Annotated in this window: 19 protein-coding genes; 17 read left to right on the top strand and 2 right to left on the bottom strand. The window is 42.9% G+C overall.

Translation table 11 applies throughout. The features are described from left to right. The first annotated feature begins 1 nt into the window (after position 1). From pgpH to MOC09_RS16315, 17 genes are all read left to right on the top strand, one after another. On the top strand, positions 2-2,137 hold the full coding sequence (gene pgpH, locus MOC09_RS16395) for a cyclic-di-AMP phosphodiesterase PgpH (RefSeq protein ID WP_268371114.1): 2,136 nt from the start codon (positions 2-4) through the stop codon (positions 2,135-2,137). Then, complete coding sequence (ybeY, locus tag MOC09_RS16390; protein ID WP_166850678.1) at positions 2,138-2,611, top strand: rRNA maturation RNase YbeY; 474 nt, start codon at positions 2,138-2,140, stop codon at positions 2,609-2,611. After that, entirely contained in the window at positions 2,592-2,963 is a 372-nt protein-coding gene (locus MOC09_RS16385) for a diacylglycerol kinase family protein (protein WP_268359825.1), read from the top strand. Before ybeY ends, MOC09_RS16385 begins: the two co-directional genes overlap by 20 nt. Positions 2,964-3,081: 118 nt before the next feature. Then, positions 3,082-3,492 (top strand): cytidine deaminase, encoded by a 411-nt coding sequence (locus MOC09_RS16380; RefSeq protein WP_003230049.1) that lies wholly within the window; start codon positions 3,082-3,084, stop codon positions 3,490-3,492. Then, the gene (gene era / locus MOC09_RS16375; protein ID WP_268359826.1) at positions 3,473-4,378 is read left to right on the top strand and encodes a GTPase Era; all 906 of its coding nucleotides are present in this window, start codon (positions 3,473-3,475) and stop codon (positions 4,376-4,378) included. Before MOC09_RS16380 ends, era begins: the two co-directional genes overlap by 20 nt. 143 nt (positions 4,379-4,521) lie before the next feature. Next, positions 4,522-4,665, top strand: coding sequence for a YqzL family protein (locus MOC09_RS16370; protein ID WP_003230053.1), 144 nt, complete (start codon positions 4,522-4,524; stop codon positions 4,663-4,665). A gap of 36 nt (positions 4,666-4,701) precedes the next feature. Next, positions 4,702-5,469: a DNA repair protein RecO gene (recO, locus tag MOC09_RS16365; RefSeq protein WP_268359827.1), complete on the top strand. Its 768-nt coding sequence runs from the start codon at positions 4,702-4,704 to the stop codon at positions 5,467-5,469. Positions 5,470-5,766: 297 nt separating this feature from the next. Beyond that, complete coding sequence (gene glyQ / locus MOC09_RS16360) at positions 5,767-6,654, top strand: glycine--tRNA ligase subunit alpha (protein ID WP_268359829.1); 888 nt, start codon at positions 5,767-5,769, stop codon at positions 6,652-6,654. Then, the gene (gene glyS / locus MOC09_RS16355) at positions 6,647-8,686 is read left to right on the top strand and encodes a glycine--tRNA ligase subunit beta (RefSeq protein WP_268359831.1); all 2,040 of its coding nucleotides are present in this window, start codon (positions 6,647-6,649) and stop codon (positions 8,684-8,686) included. The genes glyQ and glyS overlap by 8 nt, the downstream gene beginning before the upstream one ends. 132 nt (positions 8,687-8,818) lie before the next feature. Next, positions 8,819-9,457, top strand: coding sequence for a transcriptional regulator CcpN (ccpN, locus tag MOC09_RS16350; protein ID WP_003237058.1), 639 nt, complete (start codon positions 8,819-8,821; stop codon positions 9,455-9,457). A gap of 25 nt (positions 9,458-9,482) precedes the next feature. Further along, the gene (locus MOC09_RS16345; RefSeq protein ID WP_253136820.1) at positions 9,483-10,295 is read left to right on the top strand and encodes a pyruvate, water dikinase regulatory protein; all 813 of its coding nucleotides are present in this window, start codon (positions 9,483-9,485) and stop codon (positions 10,293-10,295) included. 253 nt (positions 10,296-10,548) lie between these two features. Next, positions 10,549-11,043, top strand: a complete 495-nt coding sequence (locus MOC09_RS16340) for a YaiI/YqxD family protein (RefSeq protein WP_253136821.1) — start codon at positions 10,549-10,551, stop codon at positions 11,041-11,043. A gap of 33 nt (positions 11,044-11,076) precedes the next feature. Then, complete coding sequence (gene dnaG / locus MOC09_RS16335; RefSeq protein WP_268367181.1) at positions 11,077-12,888, top strand: DNA primase; 1,812 nt, start codon at positions 11,077-11,079, stop codon at positions 12,886-12,888. Between the two features lie 198 nt (positions 12,889-13,086). Then, positions 13,087-14,202 (top strand): RNA polymerase sigma factor RpoD, encoded by a 1,116-nt coding sequence (gene rpoD / locus MOC09_RS16330; RefSeq protein ID WP_003226225.1) that lies wholly within the window; start codon positions 13,087-13,089, stop codon positions 14,200-14,202. A 329-nt stretch (positions 14,203-14,531) separates the two neighbouring features. Beyond that, entirely contained in the window at positions 14,532-14,894 is a 363-nt protein-coding gene (cccA, locus tag MOC09_RS16325) for a cytochrome c550 (RefSeq protein ID WP_268360263.1), read from the top strand. A gap of 254 nt (positions 14,895-15,148) precedes the next feature. Beyond that, positions 15,149-15,799 carry a tRNA (adenine(22)-N(1))-methyltransferase TrmK gene (gene trmK / locus MOC09_RS16320; RefSeq protein WP_268371240.1) on the top strand — a complete coding sequence of 217 codons (651 nt, stop codon included), beginning with the start codon at positions 15,149-15,151 and terminating at the stop codon, positions 15,797-15,799. Further along, positions 15,792-16,913, top strand: coding sequence for a Nif3-like dinuclear metal center hexameric protein (locus MOC09_RS16315; protein ID WP_268360264.1), 1,122 nt, complete (start codon positions 15,792-15,794; stop codon positions 16,911-16,913). The genes trmK and MOC09_RS16315 overlap by 8 nt, the downstream gene beginning before the upstream one ends. Before the next feature lie 21 nt (positions 16,914-16,934). Here MOC09_RS16315 and MOC09_RS16310 read toward each other — a convergent pair whose 3' ends face one another. After that, on the bottom strand, positions 16,935-17,879 hold the full coding sequence (locus tag MOC09_RS16310; protein WP_268360265.1) for a 4-hydroxy-3-methylbut-2-enyl diphosphate reductase: 945 nt from the start codon (positions 17,877-17,879) through the stop codon (positions 16,935-16,937). Between the two features lie 122 nt (positions 17,880-18,001). Continuing rightward, entirely contained in the window at positions 18,002-18,733 is a 732-nt protein-coding gene (gene vrrA / locus MOC09_RS16305) for a VrrA/YqfQ family protein (RefSeq protein WP_268360266.1), read from the bottom strand. Between the last annotated feature and the right edge of the window lie 67 nt (positions 18,734-18,800).

Below are 18,800 nucleotides of genomic sequence, written 5' to 3'. Positions count from 1 at the left end.
TGTGTTGAAAAAGAAGGGGAAGGCCAAAAGCAGCTCAAAAAAATGGAGCAGTTTTAAAAATGCCCGCTCCATGCATGTACTGCTGTATCTTCTGCTGGCTGTCATTATGTTTGCTTTGCTCTTTGTACATGTTAAGCCGGAAACACTTGATTTAGACCTGTTTTCAGTCAGCGACAAGACCATTTATGCTCCGGCAACCGTGGAAGATCAAAAAGCCACAGAGGAAAAAAAGCAAGCCGCTGAGGACGCGGTTGAAGATCAATATACGTTGAAAAAAGAATATACAGACAATCGGATTGACCTTGTGTCATCTATATTCGACAGTATCAGTGAAGTGAAAAAATCAGCAGAAGAAGACAGCAAATCACCCTCGGAAAAATCAATGGTGAAGTCTGTGAAGAACAAACTGACGTCAGATGTGAATGATTCCATTTCAGAGGATTCCATCAAGACATTGCTGAAAGCAGACAGTGAAGATTTTTCTTTTGTCAGAGATACAGTCATTACGGCAGTGAATACGGTCATGAGCAGTGAAATTCCATCGGATAAACTATCTGAAGCAAAGGATAACGTAGAAAAAGAGCTAAAGAGCAACTCTATCCCGTCTAAATACCTGGGCGCTGCAACAGAAATCGGGCGGTTCGCTATTATTCCGAATTACGTCTTCGATCCAAAAGCGACAGAGGCAAAACGGCAGGAAGCGTCAGACAATGTCCAGCAGGTTCAGATCAAACAGGGACAGGTGCTTGTGGAGGAAAATGATCTCATTGATCGGGAAGTGTACAGAAAACTTGAGCTGACAGGGTTATTAAATAACTCAAATCTCTTTAAACCGATCAGCGGCCTATTGATAATGATCGGACTTTTCATTGCAACACTTGTATATTATTTTGAAAAACAGAAACAAAACCTGAAGTTTAAAAACCAATCCATCCTGCTATTCTCCATTATCACAACGCTTTTGCTTGTTATCATGGAGGTTGTCAGTTTATTTCAGAAGATGGAATATCATAATATCGGCTATCTTGTTCCTATAGCGGCCGGCGCGATCTTAATCAAACTGCTGATGAATGAACGTATCGCCATTTTGGGAAGTATCATTCTTGCGATTTGTGGAAGTATGATGTTTAATCAGGGTGTAACAGGAACATTCAATTATGTCATCGGTATTTATTATTTGATCAGCGGGATTTCAGGTGTATTATTTTTAGGAAAACACAATGCCAGATCAAAGATTTTGCAGACCGGGCTTTTCGTAGCGTTTATCAATATGGTTGTCGTTCTTTCTTTATTATTGATCCAAAACACTGCACTGTCGGGTCTTGAAATCGGAACATTAATGCTGATGGGGGTTGTGTCAGGATTTGCTTCGTCTGTACTGATCATCGGCTTGATGCCGTTTTTTGAGACAGGCTTCGGCATTTTATCCACAATGAGGCTGCTTGAGCTGTCTAATCCCAACCATCCGCTGCTGCGCAAAATATTAACAGAAACACCAGGTACATATCACCACAGTGTAATGGTCGCCAATTTGTCAGAGGCTGCCTGTGAGGCCGTTGGGGCTAATGGCTTGCTTGCAAGAGTCGGCGCATATTACCATGATCTCGGAAAAACAAAGCGGCCGCAATATTTTATTGAAAACCAAATGAATATTGACAATCCGCATGACAAGCTGTCTCCCCAGCTGAGTAAAAATATCATCATCTCGCATACCACTGACGGTGCGAATATGCTGAGAAGCTATAAATTTCCGAAAGAGCTTGTCGACATTGCTGAGCAGCATCATGGAACCTCGCTTTTAAAGTTCTTTTATTATAAAGCCAAGGAAAAAGGCGACCAGATTACAGAAGAAGAGTTCCGTTATCCGGGACCGAAGCCGCAGTCAAAGGAAGCCGCAATTATATCAGTGGCAGACAGTGTTGAAGCGGCCGTCAGATCCATGCATAATCCGAACCCTGAACGAATCGAAAAGCTTGTCCGGGGTATTATATCCGATAAGCTGCAGGACGGACAGTTCAGCGAATGCGATTTGACTTTTAAAGAGCTGGATACAATCGCAAAAACGCTCTGTGCAACATTAAAAGGAATTTTCCACTCCCGGATCGAATATCCGGAGGCTACTAAGAAGGTGAAATAGATGAGTTTACTGATTGATATCGTTGATGAAACGGGAAGCGTCTCAGAAGAGATGCTCAAAGAAGTAGAAAATCTGCTTCAATTTGCTGCTGAGCGTGAAGGCGTTCAAGACCAGGCTGAAGTTTCTGTCACGATTGTTACCAATGAAGACATACAGCAAATTAATAAAGAGTACCGCGGAAAGGATACGCCGACAGATGTGATCTCATTTGCTCTTGAAGAAGAGGGAGAAGGCGAAGTCGAAATTGTAGGTGCGGAAATGCCGCCGGTATTAGGCGATATTATTATCAGTGCGGATCGCACAAGGGAGCAGGCTGAAGAATATAATCATTCTTTTAAGAGAGAGCTCGGGTTTCTTGCTGTGCACGGATTTCTGCATCTTTTAGGATATGACCATATGACGAAAGAGGAAGAAGAGGAGATGTTTACTAAGCAAAAGGACTTGCTGGACGCCTATGGACTCAAGAGATCATAGAAATGAGCTGCAGCGATTCTTTAAAAGCTTCGTGCATGCGGGCCGGGGCATCTGGGAAACAGCGCGGACGGAGCGGAATTTTCAATTTCATGTCGCAGCCGCCTGCGCTGTTCTTATTTGCGGCTTCCTTGTAGAGCTCAGTCCGATGGAGTGGGTGATTATACTTCTTTTAATCGGCGGAATGTTTTCGCTTGAGCTTATCAATACAGCCATTGAACATACGGTTGATTTAATAACAGACAAACATCACCCTCTCGCTAAAGCGGCTAAGGACGCTGCCGCCGGGGCTGTTTGCGTTTTTGCGGTGATTTCGTGTATCATTGGTTTACTCATTTTTTTGCCAAAGCTGTAATGGCTGAAAATTCTTACATTTATTTTACATTTTTAGAAATGGGCGTGAAAAAAAGCGCGCGATTATGTAAAATATAAAGTGATAGCGGTACCATAATAGGTAAGAGAGGAATGTACACATGAACAGACAAGAATTAATAACAGAAGCTTTAAAAGCGCGCGATATGGCATATGCCCCGTATTCCAAGTTCCAAGTAGGAGCCGCTCTTCTTACCAAGGATGGAAAAGTGTACAGAGGCTGCAACATCGAGAACGCAGCATACAGCATGTGCAATTGCGCTGAGCGTACCGCATTATTTAAAGCTGTATCTGAAGGGGATACAGAGTTTCAGATGCTAGCCGTTGCGGCTGACACCCCTGGACCGGTATCTCCGTGCGGAGCCTGCCGCCAGGTGATTTCTGAGCTCTGCACTAAGGATGTTATAGTTGTACTGACTAATTTACAAGGACAAATAAAAGAAATGACTGTGGAAGAATTATTGCCAGGCGCATTTTCATCGGAGGATTTACATGACGAACGAAAGCTTTAAATCAGGATTTGTATCTATTATTGGAAGACCAAACGTAGGAAAGTCTACCTTTTTGAACAGAGTCATCGGACAAAAAATCGCGATCATGAGCGATAAGCCCCAAACGACGAGAAACAAGGTGCAAGGAGTTCTGACGACAGGCACATCACAAACGATTTTTATTGACACACCAGGAATTCATAAACCTAAGCATAAGCTTGGGGACTTTATGATGAAAGTGGCGCAAAATACATTAAAAGAAGTCGATTTGATCTTGTTTATGATCAACGCCGAGGAAGGCTATGGGAAGGGCGACGAATTTATCATTGAAAAATTGCAGAAGTTGTCTACGCCTGTATTTTTAATCGTAAACAAAATTGACAAAATTCATCCCGATCAATTGCTTCTCTTAATTGACGAATACCGCGGACGTTATCCCTTTAAGGAAATTGTTCCGATTTCTGCTCTGGAAGGAAATAATATCGACACATTGCTCACTCAGATTGAAGCGTATTTGCCGGAAGGGCCTCAATTCTATCCGAGTGATCAGGTAACCGACCACCCGGAGCGCTTTATCATTTCTGAACTAATCAGGGAAAAGGTGCTGCATCTCACGAGAGAAGAAATCCCGCACAGCATTGCGGTAGCCATCGAATCCATTAAAGGGCAGGACAACGGTTCTGTGCACGTAGCGGCAACAATTGTGGTCGAACGGGATTCCCAAAAAGGCATTGTGATCGGAAAAAAAGGAAGCCTGCTGAAAGAGGTTGGAAAAAGAGCAAGAGCGGATATTGAAGCACTGTTAGGCTCCCGTGTCTACCTTGAATTGTGGGTGAAAGTGCAGAAAGACTGGCGTAATAAAATGTCCCAGCTTCGCGATTTTGGCTTTAAAGAGGATGAATATTGATCTCTTTCTGTGTGATGATCTCACAGGAACAGGGATACATTAGCAAATTTTGTTTAACATGAAATGGAGGACATCTGGTCAAGATAAAGGTAAGAATTTGGAGTTTAGGTAAGCTAGTTTAACTACAGAAAGGTGGGTTTCTTGTGTTGAATTTTACCTGGAACGTATTTTCACAAACAGGAAATGTTGATACGTATCTTCTTTTTAAAGAACTGGAAAAAGAGAACATGGAAAGACCCGAAGAACTAGAAGACGAGCTAGCCCGATTTGATTATCCAATTTTATAAACCTCTTGGCCGCTCCTGCTTTAGGAAGGTGCGGAAATGCTGACAAAATGTGAAGGAATCGTTCTTCGCACAAATGATTACGGAGAGACGAATAAAATCGTTACATTACTGACAAGAGAACACGGAAAAATAGGTGTTATGGCAAGAGGCGCCAAAAAACCGAACAGCCGTTTATCAGCAGTCAGCCAGCCTTTTTTGTATGGTTCATTCTTAATGCAAAAAACAACGGGCCTCGGAACGCTTCAGCAGGGTGAAATGATCCTCAGCATGAGAGGCATCAGAGAAGATTTGTTTTTAACAGCATATGCTGCTTATATTGCTGAGCTAGTCGACAGAGGCACAGAAGAAAAAAAGCCAAATCCATATTTGTTTGAATTTATTTTAGAATCATTTAAACAGTTGAATGAAGGAACAGACCCGGACGTTATCACCTTCATCGTTCAACTGAAGATGCTCGGTGTTATGGGGCTGTATCCTGAGCTGAATCACTGTGTGCATTGTAAAAGCCAGGATGGGACCTTTCATTTTTCTGTTCGCGATAACGGTTTTATTTGCCATCGCTGTTTTGAAAAAGATCCATACAGGATTCCAATCAAACCGCAAACGGCAAGACTGTTAAGACTGTTTTATTACTTCGATCTGTCGAGGCTGGGAAATGTTTCCTTGAAACAGGAAACAAAGGCTGAATTGAAGCAAGTGATTGATTTATATTATGAAGAATATTCAGGCTTATATTTAAAATCAAAGCGTTTTTTAGACCAAATGGAAAGCATGAAACATCTTATGGGTGAAAACAAAAGTTGACATCTGGTCCATCTTTTTATATGATCATTTATTATAAAATATGTTGCAGTGAGAGAAAGAAGTACTTGCGTTTACCTCATGAAAGCGACCTTAGGGCGGTGTAAGCTAAGGATGAGCACGCAACGAAAGGCATTCTTGAGCAATTGTAAAAAAAGAGGCTGGGATTTTGATCTCAGCAACTAGGGTGGAACCGCGGGAGAACTCTCGTCCCTATGTTTGCGGCAGGCAAGCATAGAGACGGGAGTTTTTTGGTTGCTGCCGCAGTCATCTTATGAAAGAAAAGTGGAGGTGCTTGAAATGAACATTCAAGACATGATTCTAACATTGCAAAAGCATTGGTCCGGCCAGGGCTGTGTGCTTATGCAGGCTTACGATGTAGAAAAAGGAGCCGGCACGATGAGCCCGTATACATTTTTGCGCAGTATCGGGCCTGAGCCATGGAAAGTGGCTTACGTTGAGCCTTCCAGACGTCCTGCCGACGGACGATACGGGGAGAACCCGAACAGACTGTATCAGCATCATCAGTTTCAGGTCATTATCAAACCATCTCCGGATAACATTCAAGAGCTGTATTTAGATTCGTTGCGCGCGCTGGGAATTGATCCGCTTGAGCATGATATCCGCTTTGTTGAAGACAACTGGGAGAATCCATCTTTAGGCTGTGCAGGCCTTGGCTGGGAAGTATGGCTTGACGGAATGGAGATTACACAATTTACGTATTTCCAGCAGGTCGGAGGACTTGAATGTAAACCGGTTTCAGTAGAAATTACGTACGGAATCGAGCGCCTGGCGTCTTATATCCAGGATAAAGAAAATGTTTTCGACTTGGAATGGACCTCAGGGTTTACAGTGAAGGATTTATTTATGATGGCAGAGTACGAGCATTCCGTCTATACGTTTGAAACGTCAGATGTCGATATGCTGTTCCAATTGTTCAGCACGTATGAAAAAGAAGCGATCAAGCAAATGGACAACGGACTTGTTCATCCTGCATATGACTATGTGCTGAAATGCTCGCACACCTTTAACCTTCTTGACGCCAAAGGTGCGATCTCTGTTACCGAGCGGACAGGCTATATCGCAAGAGTGCGGAATTTAGCGAGAAAAGTAGCAAAAACCTATTATGAGGAACGAGAAAAACTAGGGTTCCCAATGCTTAAAGGGGAGGGTTCTTCTCATGAGTAAACAGGATTTACTTTTAGAGATCGGATTAGAGGAAATGCCGGCGCGCTTTTTGAATGAAAGCATGGTTCAGCTTGGCGAGAAGCTGACAGGCTGGCTTAAAGAAAAAAATATCACTCACGGTGAAGTGAAGCTTTTCAATACACCGAGACGTCTTGCTGTCCTCGTGAAAGATGTAGCAGAAAAGCAGGATGATATAAAAGAAGAGGCGAAAGGGCCAGCGAAAAAAATTGCCCTTGATGCAGACGGCAATTGGACAAAAGCGGCAATCGGCTTCTCAAAAGGCCAGGGTGCAGACGTAAATGACCTGTACATCAAAGAAGTAAAAGGCACAGAATATGTATTCGTACAAAAATTTCAAGCCGGCCAAGAAACGAAATCGCTTCTGCCGGAACTGAGCGGCTTAGTTACGAGCCTGCATTTTCCGAAAAACATGCGCTGGGGAAATGAAGATTTGCGTTATATCCGTCCAATCAAATGGATTGTCGCTTTATTTGGACAGGATGTCATACCATTTTCAATCACAAACGTTGAGTCTGGACGGACAACACAGGGACACCGTTTCCTCGGACATGAAGTGTCAATTGAATCACCTTCAGCTTATGAAGAGCAGCTGAAAGAACAGCATGTCATTGCTGATCCTAACGTCCGAAAACAAATGATTCAAACTCAGCTGGAAACGATGGCTGCAGAAAACAATTGGAGCATTCCAGTGGACGAAGACCTTCTTGAAGAGGTAAACCATTTAGTAGAATACCCGACAGCTCTTTACGGTTCATTTGAATCTGAGTTTCTGTCCATTCCTGAGGAAGTGCTTGTCACGACAATGAAAGAGCACCAGCGCTACTTCCCTGTCAAAGACAAGAACGGTGATTTGCTGCCGCACTTTATCACAGTCCGAAACGGCAACAGCCACGCGATCGAAAATGTGGCCCGAGGCAATGAAAAAGTGCTGCGCGCGCGTTTGTCTGATGCTTCATTCTTCTATAAGGAAGATCAGAAACTAAACATTGATGCAAACGTGAAGAAGCTGGAAAACATCGTTTTCCATGAAGAGCTTGGCTCTCTTGCTGATAAGGTTCGAAGAGTCACTTCAATCGCAGAGAAGCTTGCGGTTCGTCTTCAAGCTGATGAAGATACATTAAAACATGTGAAGCGGGCTGCTGAAATTTCTAAATTCGACCTTGTTACGCATATGATTTATGAATTCCCTGAGCTTCAAGGAATTATGGGTGAAAAGTATGCGAGAATGCTTGGTGAAGACGAAGCTGTGGCTGCAGCAGTCAACGAACACTATATGCCTAGATCAGCAGGCGGAAAAACGCCATCTACTTTCACCGGAGCTGTTGTAGCAATGGCGGATAAGCTTGATACCATTGCTTCATTCTTCTCTATCGGTGTTATTCCAACCGGTTCTCAGGATCCTTACGGGCTGCGCCGCCAAGCAAGCGGTATAGTTGCGATTCTGCTTGACCGCAACTGGGGGATCTCGTTTGAAGAACTGCTTACTTTCGTACAAACGGATAAAGAAAATGAACTCTTAGATTTCTTCACTCAGCGCCTGAAATATGTATTGAATGCTGAACAGATCAGGCATGATGTTATTGACGCCGTGCTGGAAAGCTCTGAGCTTGAGCCATATTCGGCGCTGCATAAAGCGCAAGTGCTGGAACAAAAGCTTGGTGCACCAGGCTTTAAGGAAACAGCCGAAGCGTTAGGCCGAGTGATCTCTATCAGCAAAAAAGGAGTCCGCGGAGACATTCAGCCTGAGCTGTTTGAAAATGAATACGAAGCAAACCTGTTTGAGGCTTACAAAAAAGTAAAGCAAAACTTGCAGGAAAGCTTCAGCAAAAAAGATTACGAGGCGGCGCTTGCTTCACTTGCTGCCTTAAAAGAACCGATCGATACGTACTTCGATCATACAATGGTAATAGCGGATAACGAGACTTTAAAGGCAAACCGATTAGCGCAAATGGTAAGCTTGGCGGATGAAATCAAGTCCTTTGCGAATATGAATGCCCTTATTGTAAAATAAAGAAAGAAAAGGCGGTTGCTGTGTAATCGGTAATCGTCTTTTCCCCATTTGTAAGTTTTTTTGTTTGATTAAAGATATTTACGATATAATATGGATTATTATTTCTTTACATAGTTATGAAGTGAAAAGGTGGTGAGTACAATCGAACTAAATAAACGGCAAGAGCATATTTTGCAGATTGTAAAAGAAAACGGGCCGATTACAGGGGAGCACATTGCAGAAAAGCTGAACCTAACCAGGGCAACATTGCGTCCGGATTTAGCCATACTCACCATGTCAGGATTCCTCGAGGCGCGCCCGAGAGTCGGTTATTTCTATACTGGAAAAACCGGAACACAGCTTTTGGCAGACAAACTCAAGAAGCTTCAGGTGAAAGACTTTCAATCTATCCCCGTCGTGATTCACGAAAACGTTTCTGTGTACGATGCGATTTGCACCATGTTTTTAGAAGATGTAGGTACTCTGTTTGTGGTGGACCGCGATGCTGTCTTAGTCGGGGTGCTTTCACGAAAAGACTTGCTGAGAGCGAGTATTGGCCAGCAGGAGCTTACATCGGTCCCTGTTCACATCATTATGACAAGGATGCCGAACATTACGGTGTGCAGACGCGAGGATTATGTGATGGACATTGCAAAGCACTTGATAGAAAAACAAATTGATGCACTGCCTGTCATCAAAGATACCGATAAAGGCTTTGAAGTGATCGGCAGAGTGACAAAAACGAACATGACAAAAATACTTGTCAGTTTATCCGAAAATGAAATCCTATAAGATCGTAAACTAACGGGGGGATAATATGAATAACCGCATCATCTATGTCGTATCGGATTCCGTCGGTGAAACGGCTGAATTGGTTGTGAAAGCAGCGCTCAGCCAATTCAACGGTTCAGCGGACGATACACATGTAAGAAGAATTCCTTATGTTGAAGATATAGGCACTATCAATGAAGTGATTTCACTTGCAAAGGCAGACGGAGGCATTATCTGTTTTACACTCGTGGTGCCCGAAATCAGAGAATATTTGATTGCCGAAGCGGAAAAAGCAAATGTTCTATATTATGATATTATCGGCCCGTTAATTGATAAAATGGAGACAGCATACGGTTTAACGGCAAAATACGAACCGGGGCGGGTGCGCCAGCTTGATGAAGACTATTTCAAAAAAGTGGAGGCCATCGAGTTTGCAGTTAAATACGATGATGGACGTGATCCAAGAGGGATTTTAAAAGCTGATATTGTTTTGATTGGCGTATCAAGAACGTCCAAAACACCGCTGTCTCAATATCTCGCCCACAAGCGCCTGAAGGTTGCCAATGTTCCGATTGTTCCGGAGGTTGACCCGCCGGAAGAACTCTTTAACGTTGATCCGAAAAAATGCATCGGCTTAAAGATTAGCCCGGATAAACTGAATCATATCAGAAAAGAACGGTTAAAATCGCTCGGGCTTAATGACAAAGCGATCTATGCAAATATCAACAGAATCAAAGAGGAACTGGAATACTTCGAAAAGATTGTTGATCGGATTGGGTGCCAGGTTGTTGATGTTTCAAATAAAGCGGTTGAAGAAACAGCGAATATTATCCATCATCTCAAAACAAAAAACAAGTAACTCAGGACGCTCTATCCTGGGTTTTTGGCTATGCCAAAAGGGAATAATGAAAAACAATAGCATCTTTGTGAAGTTTGTATTATAATAAAAAATTGTGATAAAATGATTAATTTTAGGTTTAAGGTTCGTGTGATACGAATAAACTATTATGGGTAAGATGTCAAGAATTTCTCCCGTAAATTTTTCGACAAATTCATATACATCCGCAATGATAAAGGATGTGCGATTTTGCTTGCTTTTATGCAGGAGTTTAATGGAGGGATGGAGAATTACTCTTCTTAATGAACAAGAAAAGACGATTTTTGTCGATGCTGATGCTTGTCCGGTAAAAGATGAAATTTTACAGACAGCATCCGATTATGAAGTTCAAGTTCTTTTTGTCGCTTCATTTGAACATTATCAGCTTTCCAGAAGCAAAGAAGAAAAATGGAAGTATGTTGATCCTCATAAAGAAGCTGCTGATTTATATATCGCAAATCATGTAAAACCGGGAGATATTGTAGTGACGCAGGACATCGGATTAGCATCCCTGCTGCTGAACAGAAATGTCTCCGTCATGTCGGAAAGAGGGCGTCTTTACAAAGAAGGCACCATTGATTTTGCTCTTGAGAGCCGTCATTTTTCCGGCAAACAAAGGAGAAAAGGCATATACGCCAAAGGGCCTAAAAAATTGAATAAAGAAGATCGAGAACGATTTATTACCCTGCTGCAAAAAATCCTGTCGAATGATGAAGGGATTTTGCACTAAAGCATCGAATAATGTACGACGGAGTGTTATAAGATGGGAAATCGGATACCAGATGAAATTGTGGATCAGGTGCAAAAGTCGGCAGATATTGTAGAAGTCATAGGTGATTATGTTCAATTAAAGAAGCAAGGCCGAAACTACTTTGGACTCTGTCCTTTTCATGGAGAAAGCACACCTTCGTTTTCCGTATCGCCCGATAAACAGATTTTTCATTGCTTTGGCTGCGGAGCGGGCGGCAATGTTTTCTCTTTTTTAAGGCAAATGGAAGGCTATTCGTTTGCCGAGTCGGTTTCTCACCTTGCTGACAAATACCAAATTGATTTTCCAGATGATATAGCAGTCCATTCCGGAGCCCGGCCAGAATCTTCTGGAGAACAAAAAATGGCTGAGGCTCATGAGCTCCTGAAGAAATTTTACCATCATTTGTTAATAAATACAAAAGAAGGTCAAGAGGCATTGGATTACCTGCTTTCCAGGGGTTTTACGAAAGAGCTGATTGATGAATTTCAGATCGGCTATGCTCTTGATTCTTGGGACTTCATTACGAAATTTCTCGTCAAGAGGGGCTTTAGTGAGGCGCAAATGGAAAAAGCGGGTCTCCTGATCAGGCGTGAAGACGGAAGCGGGTATTTTGACCGTTTCAGAAACCGCGTCATGTTTCCGATCCATGATCATCACGGGGCCGTCGTTGCTTTCTCAGGCAGGGCTCTGGGCAGCCAGCAGCCTAAGTATATGAACAGTCCTGAAACACCGCTCTTTCATAAAAGCAAACTGCTTTACAACTTTTATAAGGCTCGCCTTCATATCAGAAAGCAGGAAAGAGCAGTCTTATTTGAAGGCTTTGCCGATGTCATATCGGCCGTAAACTCGGGTGTTAAAGAGAGCATAGCCACGATGGGAACGTCTCTGACAGATGACCATGTCAAGATCCTGAGAAGAAATGTCGAGGAGATCATTCTTTGTTATGACTCTGATAAAGCCGGTTATGAAGCCACTTTAAAAGCTTCTGAGCTTCTGCAAAATAAAGGCTGCAAAGTCAGAGTTGCAATGATTCCTGACGGGTTAGACCCTGACGACTACATCAAAAAGTTCGGCGGGGAAAAATTCAAAAACGATATTATTGACGCCAGTGTCACCGTGATGGCGTTCAAAATGCAATATTTCCGAAAAGGAAAGAACCTGTCCGATGAAGGCGATCGCTTAGCTTACATTAAAGACGTACTGAAAGAAATCAGCACGCTTTCAGGGTCTCTTGAGCAGGAAGTCTATGTAAAACAGCTTGCTTCAGAGTTTTCACTTTCACAGGAATCTTTAGCCGAACAGCTGACTGTTTTCAGCAAGCAAAACAAACCTGCTGACAACGGCGGTGAAACGAAAACAAGGCGAGCGCATCTGACGACAAAAGCAAGGCAAAAACGTCTGCGTCCGGCGTATGAAAATGCAGAAAGGCTGTTGCTTGCCCACATGCTTCGAGATCGTGGCGTCATCAAAAAAGTAATTGACCGGGTAGGCTTTCAATTTAATATTGATGAGCACCGCGCATTGGCTGCGTATCTTTATGCTTTTTACGAAGAGGGAGCTGAGCTGACGCCTCAGCATCTGATGGCCAGGGTGACGGATGATCATATAAGCCAGCTCTTGTCAGATATTTTAATGCTGCAGATCAATCAGGAGTTAAGTGAAGCTGAGTTATCAGATTATGTAAAAAAAGTGTTGAATCAAAGAAATTGGTCAATGATAAAAGAAAAAGAGGCGGAAAGAGCCGAAGCCGAAAGGCAAAAAGATTTTTTAAGAGCTGCTTCTTTGGCTCAAGAAATCGTTACATTGAACCGATCTTTAAAATAACTGGGAACATGGTGAGAAGCATTTATTGGCAATGATTCCTTGCGGAGGAGCAAATAGATCGCTTGACCTCATCATGAATTGTCATTTCATTATTCGCACATTGTTAAAGGCAGTTCACATAGAAAACGCCTGAATGGACCGAATAAGAATCATACCGCTTATAGAATTCGTTGCAAGCTTTGGAAGGAGGGATCCATAATGGCTGATAAACAAACCCACGAAACAGAATTAACATTCGACCAAGTAAAAGAGCAATTAACAGAGTCAGGTAAAAAACGTGGCGTTTTGACATATGAAGAAATTGCTGAGCGTATGTCCAGCTTTGAAATTGAATCAGACCAAATGGATGAGTATTATGAATTTTTAGGTGAACAAGGTGTTGAATTAATTAGTGAGAATGAAGAAACAGAAGATCCTAATATTCAGCAGCTTGCCAAAGCCGAAGAAGAATTTGACCTTAATGACCTAAGTGTACCGCCTGGTGTCAAAATTAATGACCCAGTTCGTATGTATCTAAAGGAAATCGGACGGGTTAACCTTCTTTCTGCAAAAGAAGAAATCGCCTATGCTCAAAAGATTGAAGAAGGTGACGAAGAATCTAAACGCAGATTGGCTGAAGCGAACCTGCGGCTTGTTGTCAGTATCGCAAAACGGTATGTCGGACGCGGAATGCTGTTCCTTGACCTGATTCAGGAAGGCAACATGGGCCTGATGAAAGCCGTTGAAAAATTTGACTACCGCAAAGGTTATAAATTCAGTACGTATGCAACGTGGTGGATCAGACAGGCGATTACTCGCGCCATTGCCGATCAGGCAAGAACGATCCGGATTCCCGTTCATATGGTTGAAACCATTAATAAATTAATCCGTGTGCAGCGTCAATTACTGCAAGATTTAGGCAGAGAGCCTACACCTGAAGAAATTGCGGAAGATATGGATTTAACACCTGAAAAAGTACGCGAAATTTTAAAGATCGCACAAGAGCCGGTATCGCTGGAAACACCAATTGGTGAAGAGGATGACTCACACCTTGGTGATTTCATTGAAGACCAAGAAGCAACTTCACCATCAGACCACGCCGCATATGAGCTATTGAAAGAGCAGCTGGAAGATGTGCTTGATACGTTAACTGATCGTGAAGAAAATGTATTGCGTCTTCGATTCGGTCTTGATGACGGCCGTACAAGAACATTAGAAGAGGTCGGCAAGGTATTTGGAGTAACGAGAGAGCGTATTCGACAAATCGAAGCTAAAGCGTTGCGGAAACTAAGACATCCTAGCAGAAGTAAACGTTTGAAAGATTTCCTCGAATAAGATGGAACGGGTCTTGCAGATCCGTTCTTCTTTTTTATTAAAAAGATATATGGATAATATGCCTTTATTTTACTGAAAAATGATGTCATTTGCAAATGAACATTGCAGAGAAAAATTTCAAAAATGGATTCCATATTTACTATTGTAAGCGTATACAATACATTATACAATAGAACAAAAAGGATATTAGAGAAATAGGCAGGATTCTATTCAATTTTGTATAATGTGTGAATAAAAAACTTTTGCATAGCAATCCATTTACTTTTTGTAAAAATAAGTTAGAATTAGAAGTGTTTACATAGGGGAAGGATCAAAAAGGGGGAAGGGAAATGAAATGGAATCCGCTTATTCCATTTTTACTGATCGCTGTTTTAGGTATTGGTCTGACTTTCTTTTTATCAGTAAAGGGGCTTGACGACTCTCAAGAGATTGCAAGCGGCGGAGAAAGCAAATCTGCCGAAAAAGATGATGCAAACGCTTCACCGGAGGAGATTTACAAGGCAAACTGCATCGCGTGCCACGGTGAAAATTATGAAGGTGTTTCGGGTCCGAGCTTAAAAGGTGTAGGGGATAAGAAGGATGTCGCTGAAATTAAAACAAAGATTGAAAAAGGCGGTAATGGAATGCCTTCCGGTCTTGTTCCGGCTGATAAGCTGGATGATATGGCAGAGTGGGTGTCCAAAATTAAATAAAAGATCTATCTTTCTCCTTATGCGTTCTCAGGCGGCCGAGATGTTCTCGACAGCCTTTATTTTTGTCTGCCTCGTGTAGAGCCGCTTTATAAGAAATAAACTGAAATTCATTCACTCAGCTTGGATTCCGGGCTGTTTTTTTATATGATAGATAGGGAAAAAATGATTGAGAAAAGTTGTGATGACAAGTGAACGAATTAAAATTATCAAAACGATTGCAAACAGTAGCGGAGTACATACCGAATGGAGCGGTGATGGCAGATATCGGGTCCGACCACGCTTACCTTCCTTGTTATGCGGTACTGAATCATAAAGCCAGCGGAGCCATTGCCGGAGAAATAACAGACGGCCCGTTTTTGTCTGCCAAGCGGCAGGTTGAAAAATTAGCCTTAAACTCGCGCATATCTGTAAGGCAGGGAGATGGCCTGGAAGTCATTAAAAAAGGTGAAGCCGATGCAATTACGATTGCGGGAATGGGCGGATCCTTGATCGCTCAGATTTTAGAAGCGGGTAAAGACAAATTAACAGGGAAGGAACGGCTTATTTTACAGCCTAATATTCATGCTATTCATATTAGAGAGTGGCTTTATAAAGAAGGGTATGCGCTGATAGATGAGGTGATCCTTGAAGAGGACGGAAAGTGCTATGAGGTGCTTGTCGCCGAAGAGGGAGACAGAGATGCAGCGTATTCCGGCATTTCTTTATCAGCCGGAATGCTTGTCGGCCCTTTCCTGGCAAAAGAAAAGAACGCTGTATTCTTGAAAAAGTGGACACAAGAGCTTCGGCACACACAAAGCATTTATAAACAGATCAGCCGTGCGGCAAGTACAGAACAAAATCAACAAAAATTAAAGGAGCTCGCCGACCGAATGGAGCTGCTGAAGGAGGTTATCGATCATGGCTAAAACCGTAAATGGGCAGCAGATCATCCAGCTGTTTGAACAATTTTCCCCGAAAGCCTATGCCGTCGAAGGCGATAAAATAGGCCTGCAAATCGGCACCTTAAATAAACCGATTAAAAATGTGATGGTAACACTTGATGTGTTGGAGAGTGTTATCGATGAAGCAATTGAAAAAGAGGTAGATTTGATTATTGCACACCATCCTCCTATTTTCAGGCCGTTAAAGCATATCTCAACGGATCAGCCTGCCGGAAGGTTAATTGAAAAGTGTTTGAAGCACGATATCGCTGTTTATGCAGCTCATACAAACTTAGACGTTGCGGACGGCGGCGTGAATGATTTGCTCGCTGAAGCATTAGAGCTGAGTGAGACGGAAGTGCTGGCGCCTACTTATACTGATCCTCTGAAAAAACTGGCCGTATACGTGCCGAAGGAATATGAAGAACAGGTCAGAGCGGCACTCGGAAATGCGGGAGCCGGCCATATTGGCGAATACAGCCATTGTGCGTTTTCATCTGAAGGAATCGGCAGCTTTAAGCCATTGGACGGCGCAAAGCCTTTTATCGGTGAAGTAGGGGAGCTTGAGCTTGTTCATGAAGTACGGCTTGAGACTGTGTTTCCTAAAAGCATCGAAAAAGCTGTTATCAATGCGATGATAAAAAGCCACCCCTATGAAGAAGTCGCTTACGACATCTATCCTGTCGAGCAGGCTCCTGCGGAAAAAGGGCTTGGCCGTGTCGGAACACTTCAAACGGAGATGACGCTTAAGGAATTTGCTTTGTTTGTGAAAGACAAGCTTGAAGTAAATGGCGTCAGAATGGTAGGTGAGGCTGACAGCATAGTGAAGAAAGTAGCTGTTCTTGGCGGAGACGGAAACAAGTATATTCATCATGCGAAACGAAAGGGTGCTGATGTTTATGTTACAGGAGATTTATACTTCCATGTGGCCCATGATGCAATGATGCTTGGCCTGAATGTTGTCGACCCGGGCCATTATGCGGAAAAAATCATGAAAAAAGGCGTCACGGGAAAACTGACGGCATTGTGCAAAGAGAAAAAGCTGGACGTGAATATCTTTATTTCTGAGACAGATACAAATCCATTTACATTTCTATAAAAAAACTGAGGCTTTAAAGCCTCAGTTTTTTGCTTTTACTTTCGGTAGTATTTTTTTGAGCGGAACATTGTGTTCAGTTGTCCAAGTTGATGGATCTTCATGATCATATTGCTCCAAAAAGCGAATGACTTCTTTTGTGATCGGCGTTGGTGTTGAAGCCCCGGCAGTAACGGCAACGGTATGAACACCTTTCAGCCACTCGAGTTTTAATTCGCTTAGGTCGCCGATTCGATATGCTTTTGTGCCAGCTATTTCCTCAGACACTTGCGCGAGCCGATTGGAATTGTTGCTTTTCGGGTCACCGACAACGATCGTTAAGTCTGCTTTTTTCGCCTGTTCTGATACAGCTTCCTGCCGCACTTGAGTAGCGAGGCAAATCTCCTGGTGATATTCGACATGAGGATATTTCTCTTTTACAAGCTCCATGATGTCGTGAACATCCCATTGAGACATCGTTGTTTGATTCGTCACAATCAATTTCTCTGCTTGGATATCAAGGTTTTTCACATCTTCTTCTGTTTCAACTAAGTGAACGATCTCAGGGGCTACGCCAACGGCTCCTTCTGGCTCCGGATGCCCTTTTTTGCCGATATAGATCACGTGATATCCTTTTTCTTTCATCTCAAGAATTAAATTATGAGTTTTTGTTACATCCGGACATGTAGCATCAATTGCGACTAATCCTTTTTCTTCAGCGATTCTTCTGACTTCGGGAGAAACACCGTGCGCAGTGAAAATGACAGTACCTTTTTCAACCTGCTTCAAGATGTCCAGACGGTTAGCGCCGTCCAAGGTAAAGATTCCTTCCTCCTCAAATGCATCAGTGACGTGTTTATTATGAACAATCATCCCGAGTATATAGATAGGTCTTGGTAAGCTTTTATCCAGTGACGCGTTCTTGGCAATAACCATAGCATCTACAACGCCATAGCAATAGCCGCGCGGTGAAATTTTAATTACGTTCATTTTTGCTTGTCCTCCAATACTGAAGTGAGTAAAGGCAATATAAAAAGCCGTAATCAAACGGCTCTATTCTTGCATTCTTCTGATCTCATTATAGCCAATCTCACTTCAGATATCAAAGAATGTTAAATATATAATCTTGGTTTTGATCTGCCTGATGTTCTTTTCGAAGCAGGAGAGACAGCTTCATTTTTCTTTGGGGCAGATGGTTTTGATTTTTGTTTTTTACTGTCAGATGTTTTTGATTTCTTGGCTGGAGAAGAACTTTTTGATTTTGAATTTTTGTTTGGATCTGAGGTTTTTGCTTCAGTCTCGGTCTCTGTTTCAGAGGTTTCTTTTAAATCTGTTTGTTTTTCGTTTTCATTTTCATCATTGCTCTCTGTATCATCACTTTTACTTAATTGGCTGTACAGCTTCATCATTGCCGGCAGATTGCGGACTAACGGACCGTACTGCTGGATCATTGGGGTGACTTGCTGCGCCATGCCGAGAACTTTTTGCACATTCCCAAGCATACTGGATAAAGAGGCAGGATTCGCGATACTTTGAATACCTTGCAGACCTGACCCTCCGCTCGCTGCTGCACCTGCTCCTGGAACGCCGGCGCTTCCAGCGCCTCCTCCGCCCGGTAAGAATTTTGACAGCATTCCTTTTAAGCCTCCGCCCGCACCATTTCTTGCTCCGGCATTTGCTGCTTGAGGAAGAAACTGTCCGGATTGCTGAAAGCCTTGCTGCTGCGGCCCAAATGCAGGTCTTTGCATAGCAGGCGGTCTTCTGCCCATCATTTGCTGGTTTGGCATGGGACGGGGCGGTCCGGGCTGCGGATAATTTCTCATCGGCTGCTGCGGTGAAAACATACTTGTACCTCCTTTCAGCTCTCTCTGCTATTAGAATATGCATGGGCTGCGGTATTTGCTTTACATA

This window comes from Bacillus sp. N12A5, from assembly GCF_026790125.1.
GTDB lineage: Bacteria > Bacillota > Bacilli > Bacillales > Bacillaceae > Bacillus.
This window is presented reverse-complemented; position numbering and strand designations above follow the sequence as displayed.

Excerpts from the sequence above, each read along its gene's own strand:
- ybeY (WP_166850678.1), top strand. The coding sequence starts at position 2,138 with ATGAGTTTACTGATTGATATCGTTGATGAAACGGGAAGCGTCTCAGAA.
- MOC09_RS16385 (WP_268359825.1), top strand. The coding sequence starts at position 2,592 with ATGGACTCAAGAGATCATAGAAATGAGCTGCAGCGATTCTTTAAAAGC.
- MOC09_RS16380 (WP_003230049.1), top strand. The coding sequence starts at position 3,082 with ATGAACAGACAAGAATTAATAACAGAAGCTTTAAAAGCGCGCGATATG.
- era (WP_268359826.1), top strand. The coding sequence starts at position 3,473 with ATGACGAACGAAAGCTTTAAATCAGGATTTGTATCTATTATTGGAAGA.
- recO (WP_268359827.1), top strand. The coding sequence starts at position 4,702 with ATGCTGACAAAATGTGAAGGAATCGTTCTTCGCACAAATGATTACGGA.
- glyQ (WP_268359829.1), top strand. The coding sequence starts at position 5,767 with ATGAACATTCAAGACATGATTCTAACATTGCAAAAGCATTGGTCCGGC.
- glyS (WP_268359831.1), top strand. The coding sequence starts at position 6,647 with ATGAGTAAACAGGATTTACTTTTAGAGATCGGATTAGAGGAAATGCCG.
- MOC09_RS16345 (WP_253136820.1), top strand. The coding sequence starts at position 9,483 with ATGAATAACCGCATCATCTATGTCGTATCGGATTCCGTCGGTGAAACG.
- MOC09_RS16340 (WP_253136821.1), top strand. The coding sequence starts at position 10,549 with ATGGAGGGATGGAGAATTACTCTTCTTAATGAACAAGAAAAGACGATT.
- dnaG (WP_268367181.1), top strand. The coding sequence starts at position 11,077 with ATGGGAAATCGGATACCAGATGAAATTGTGGATCAGGTGCAAAAGTCG.
- rpoD (WP_003226225.1), top strand. The coding sequence starts at position 13,087 with ATGGCTGATAAACAAACCCACGAAACAGAATTAACATTCGACCAAGTA.
- cccA (WP_268360263.1), top strand. The coding sequence starts at position 14,532 with ATGAAATGGAATCCGCTTATTCCATTTTTACTGATCGCTGTTTTAGGT.
- trmK (WP_268371240.1), top strand. The coding sequence starts at position 15,149 with ATGGCAGATATCGGGTCCGACCACGCTTACCTTCCTTGTTATGCGGTA.
- MOC09_RS16315 (WP_268360264.1), top strand. The coding sequence starts at position 15,792 with ATGGCTAAAACCGTAAATGGGCAGCAGATCATCCAGCTGTTTGAACAA.
- MOC09_RS16310 (WP_268360265.1), bottom strand. The coding sequence starts at position 17,879 with ATGAACGTAATTAAAATTTCACCGCGCGGCTATTGCTATGGCGTTGTA.
- vrrA (WP_268360266.1), bottom strand. The coding sequence starts at position 18,733 with ATGTTTTCACCGCAGCAGCCGATGAGAAATTATCCGCAGCCCGGACCG.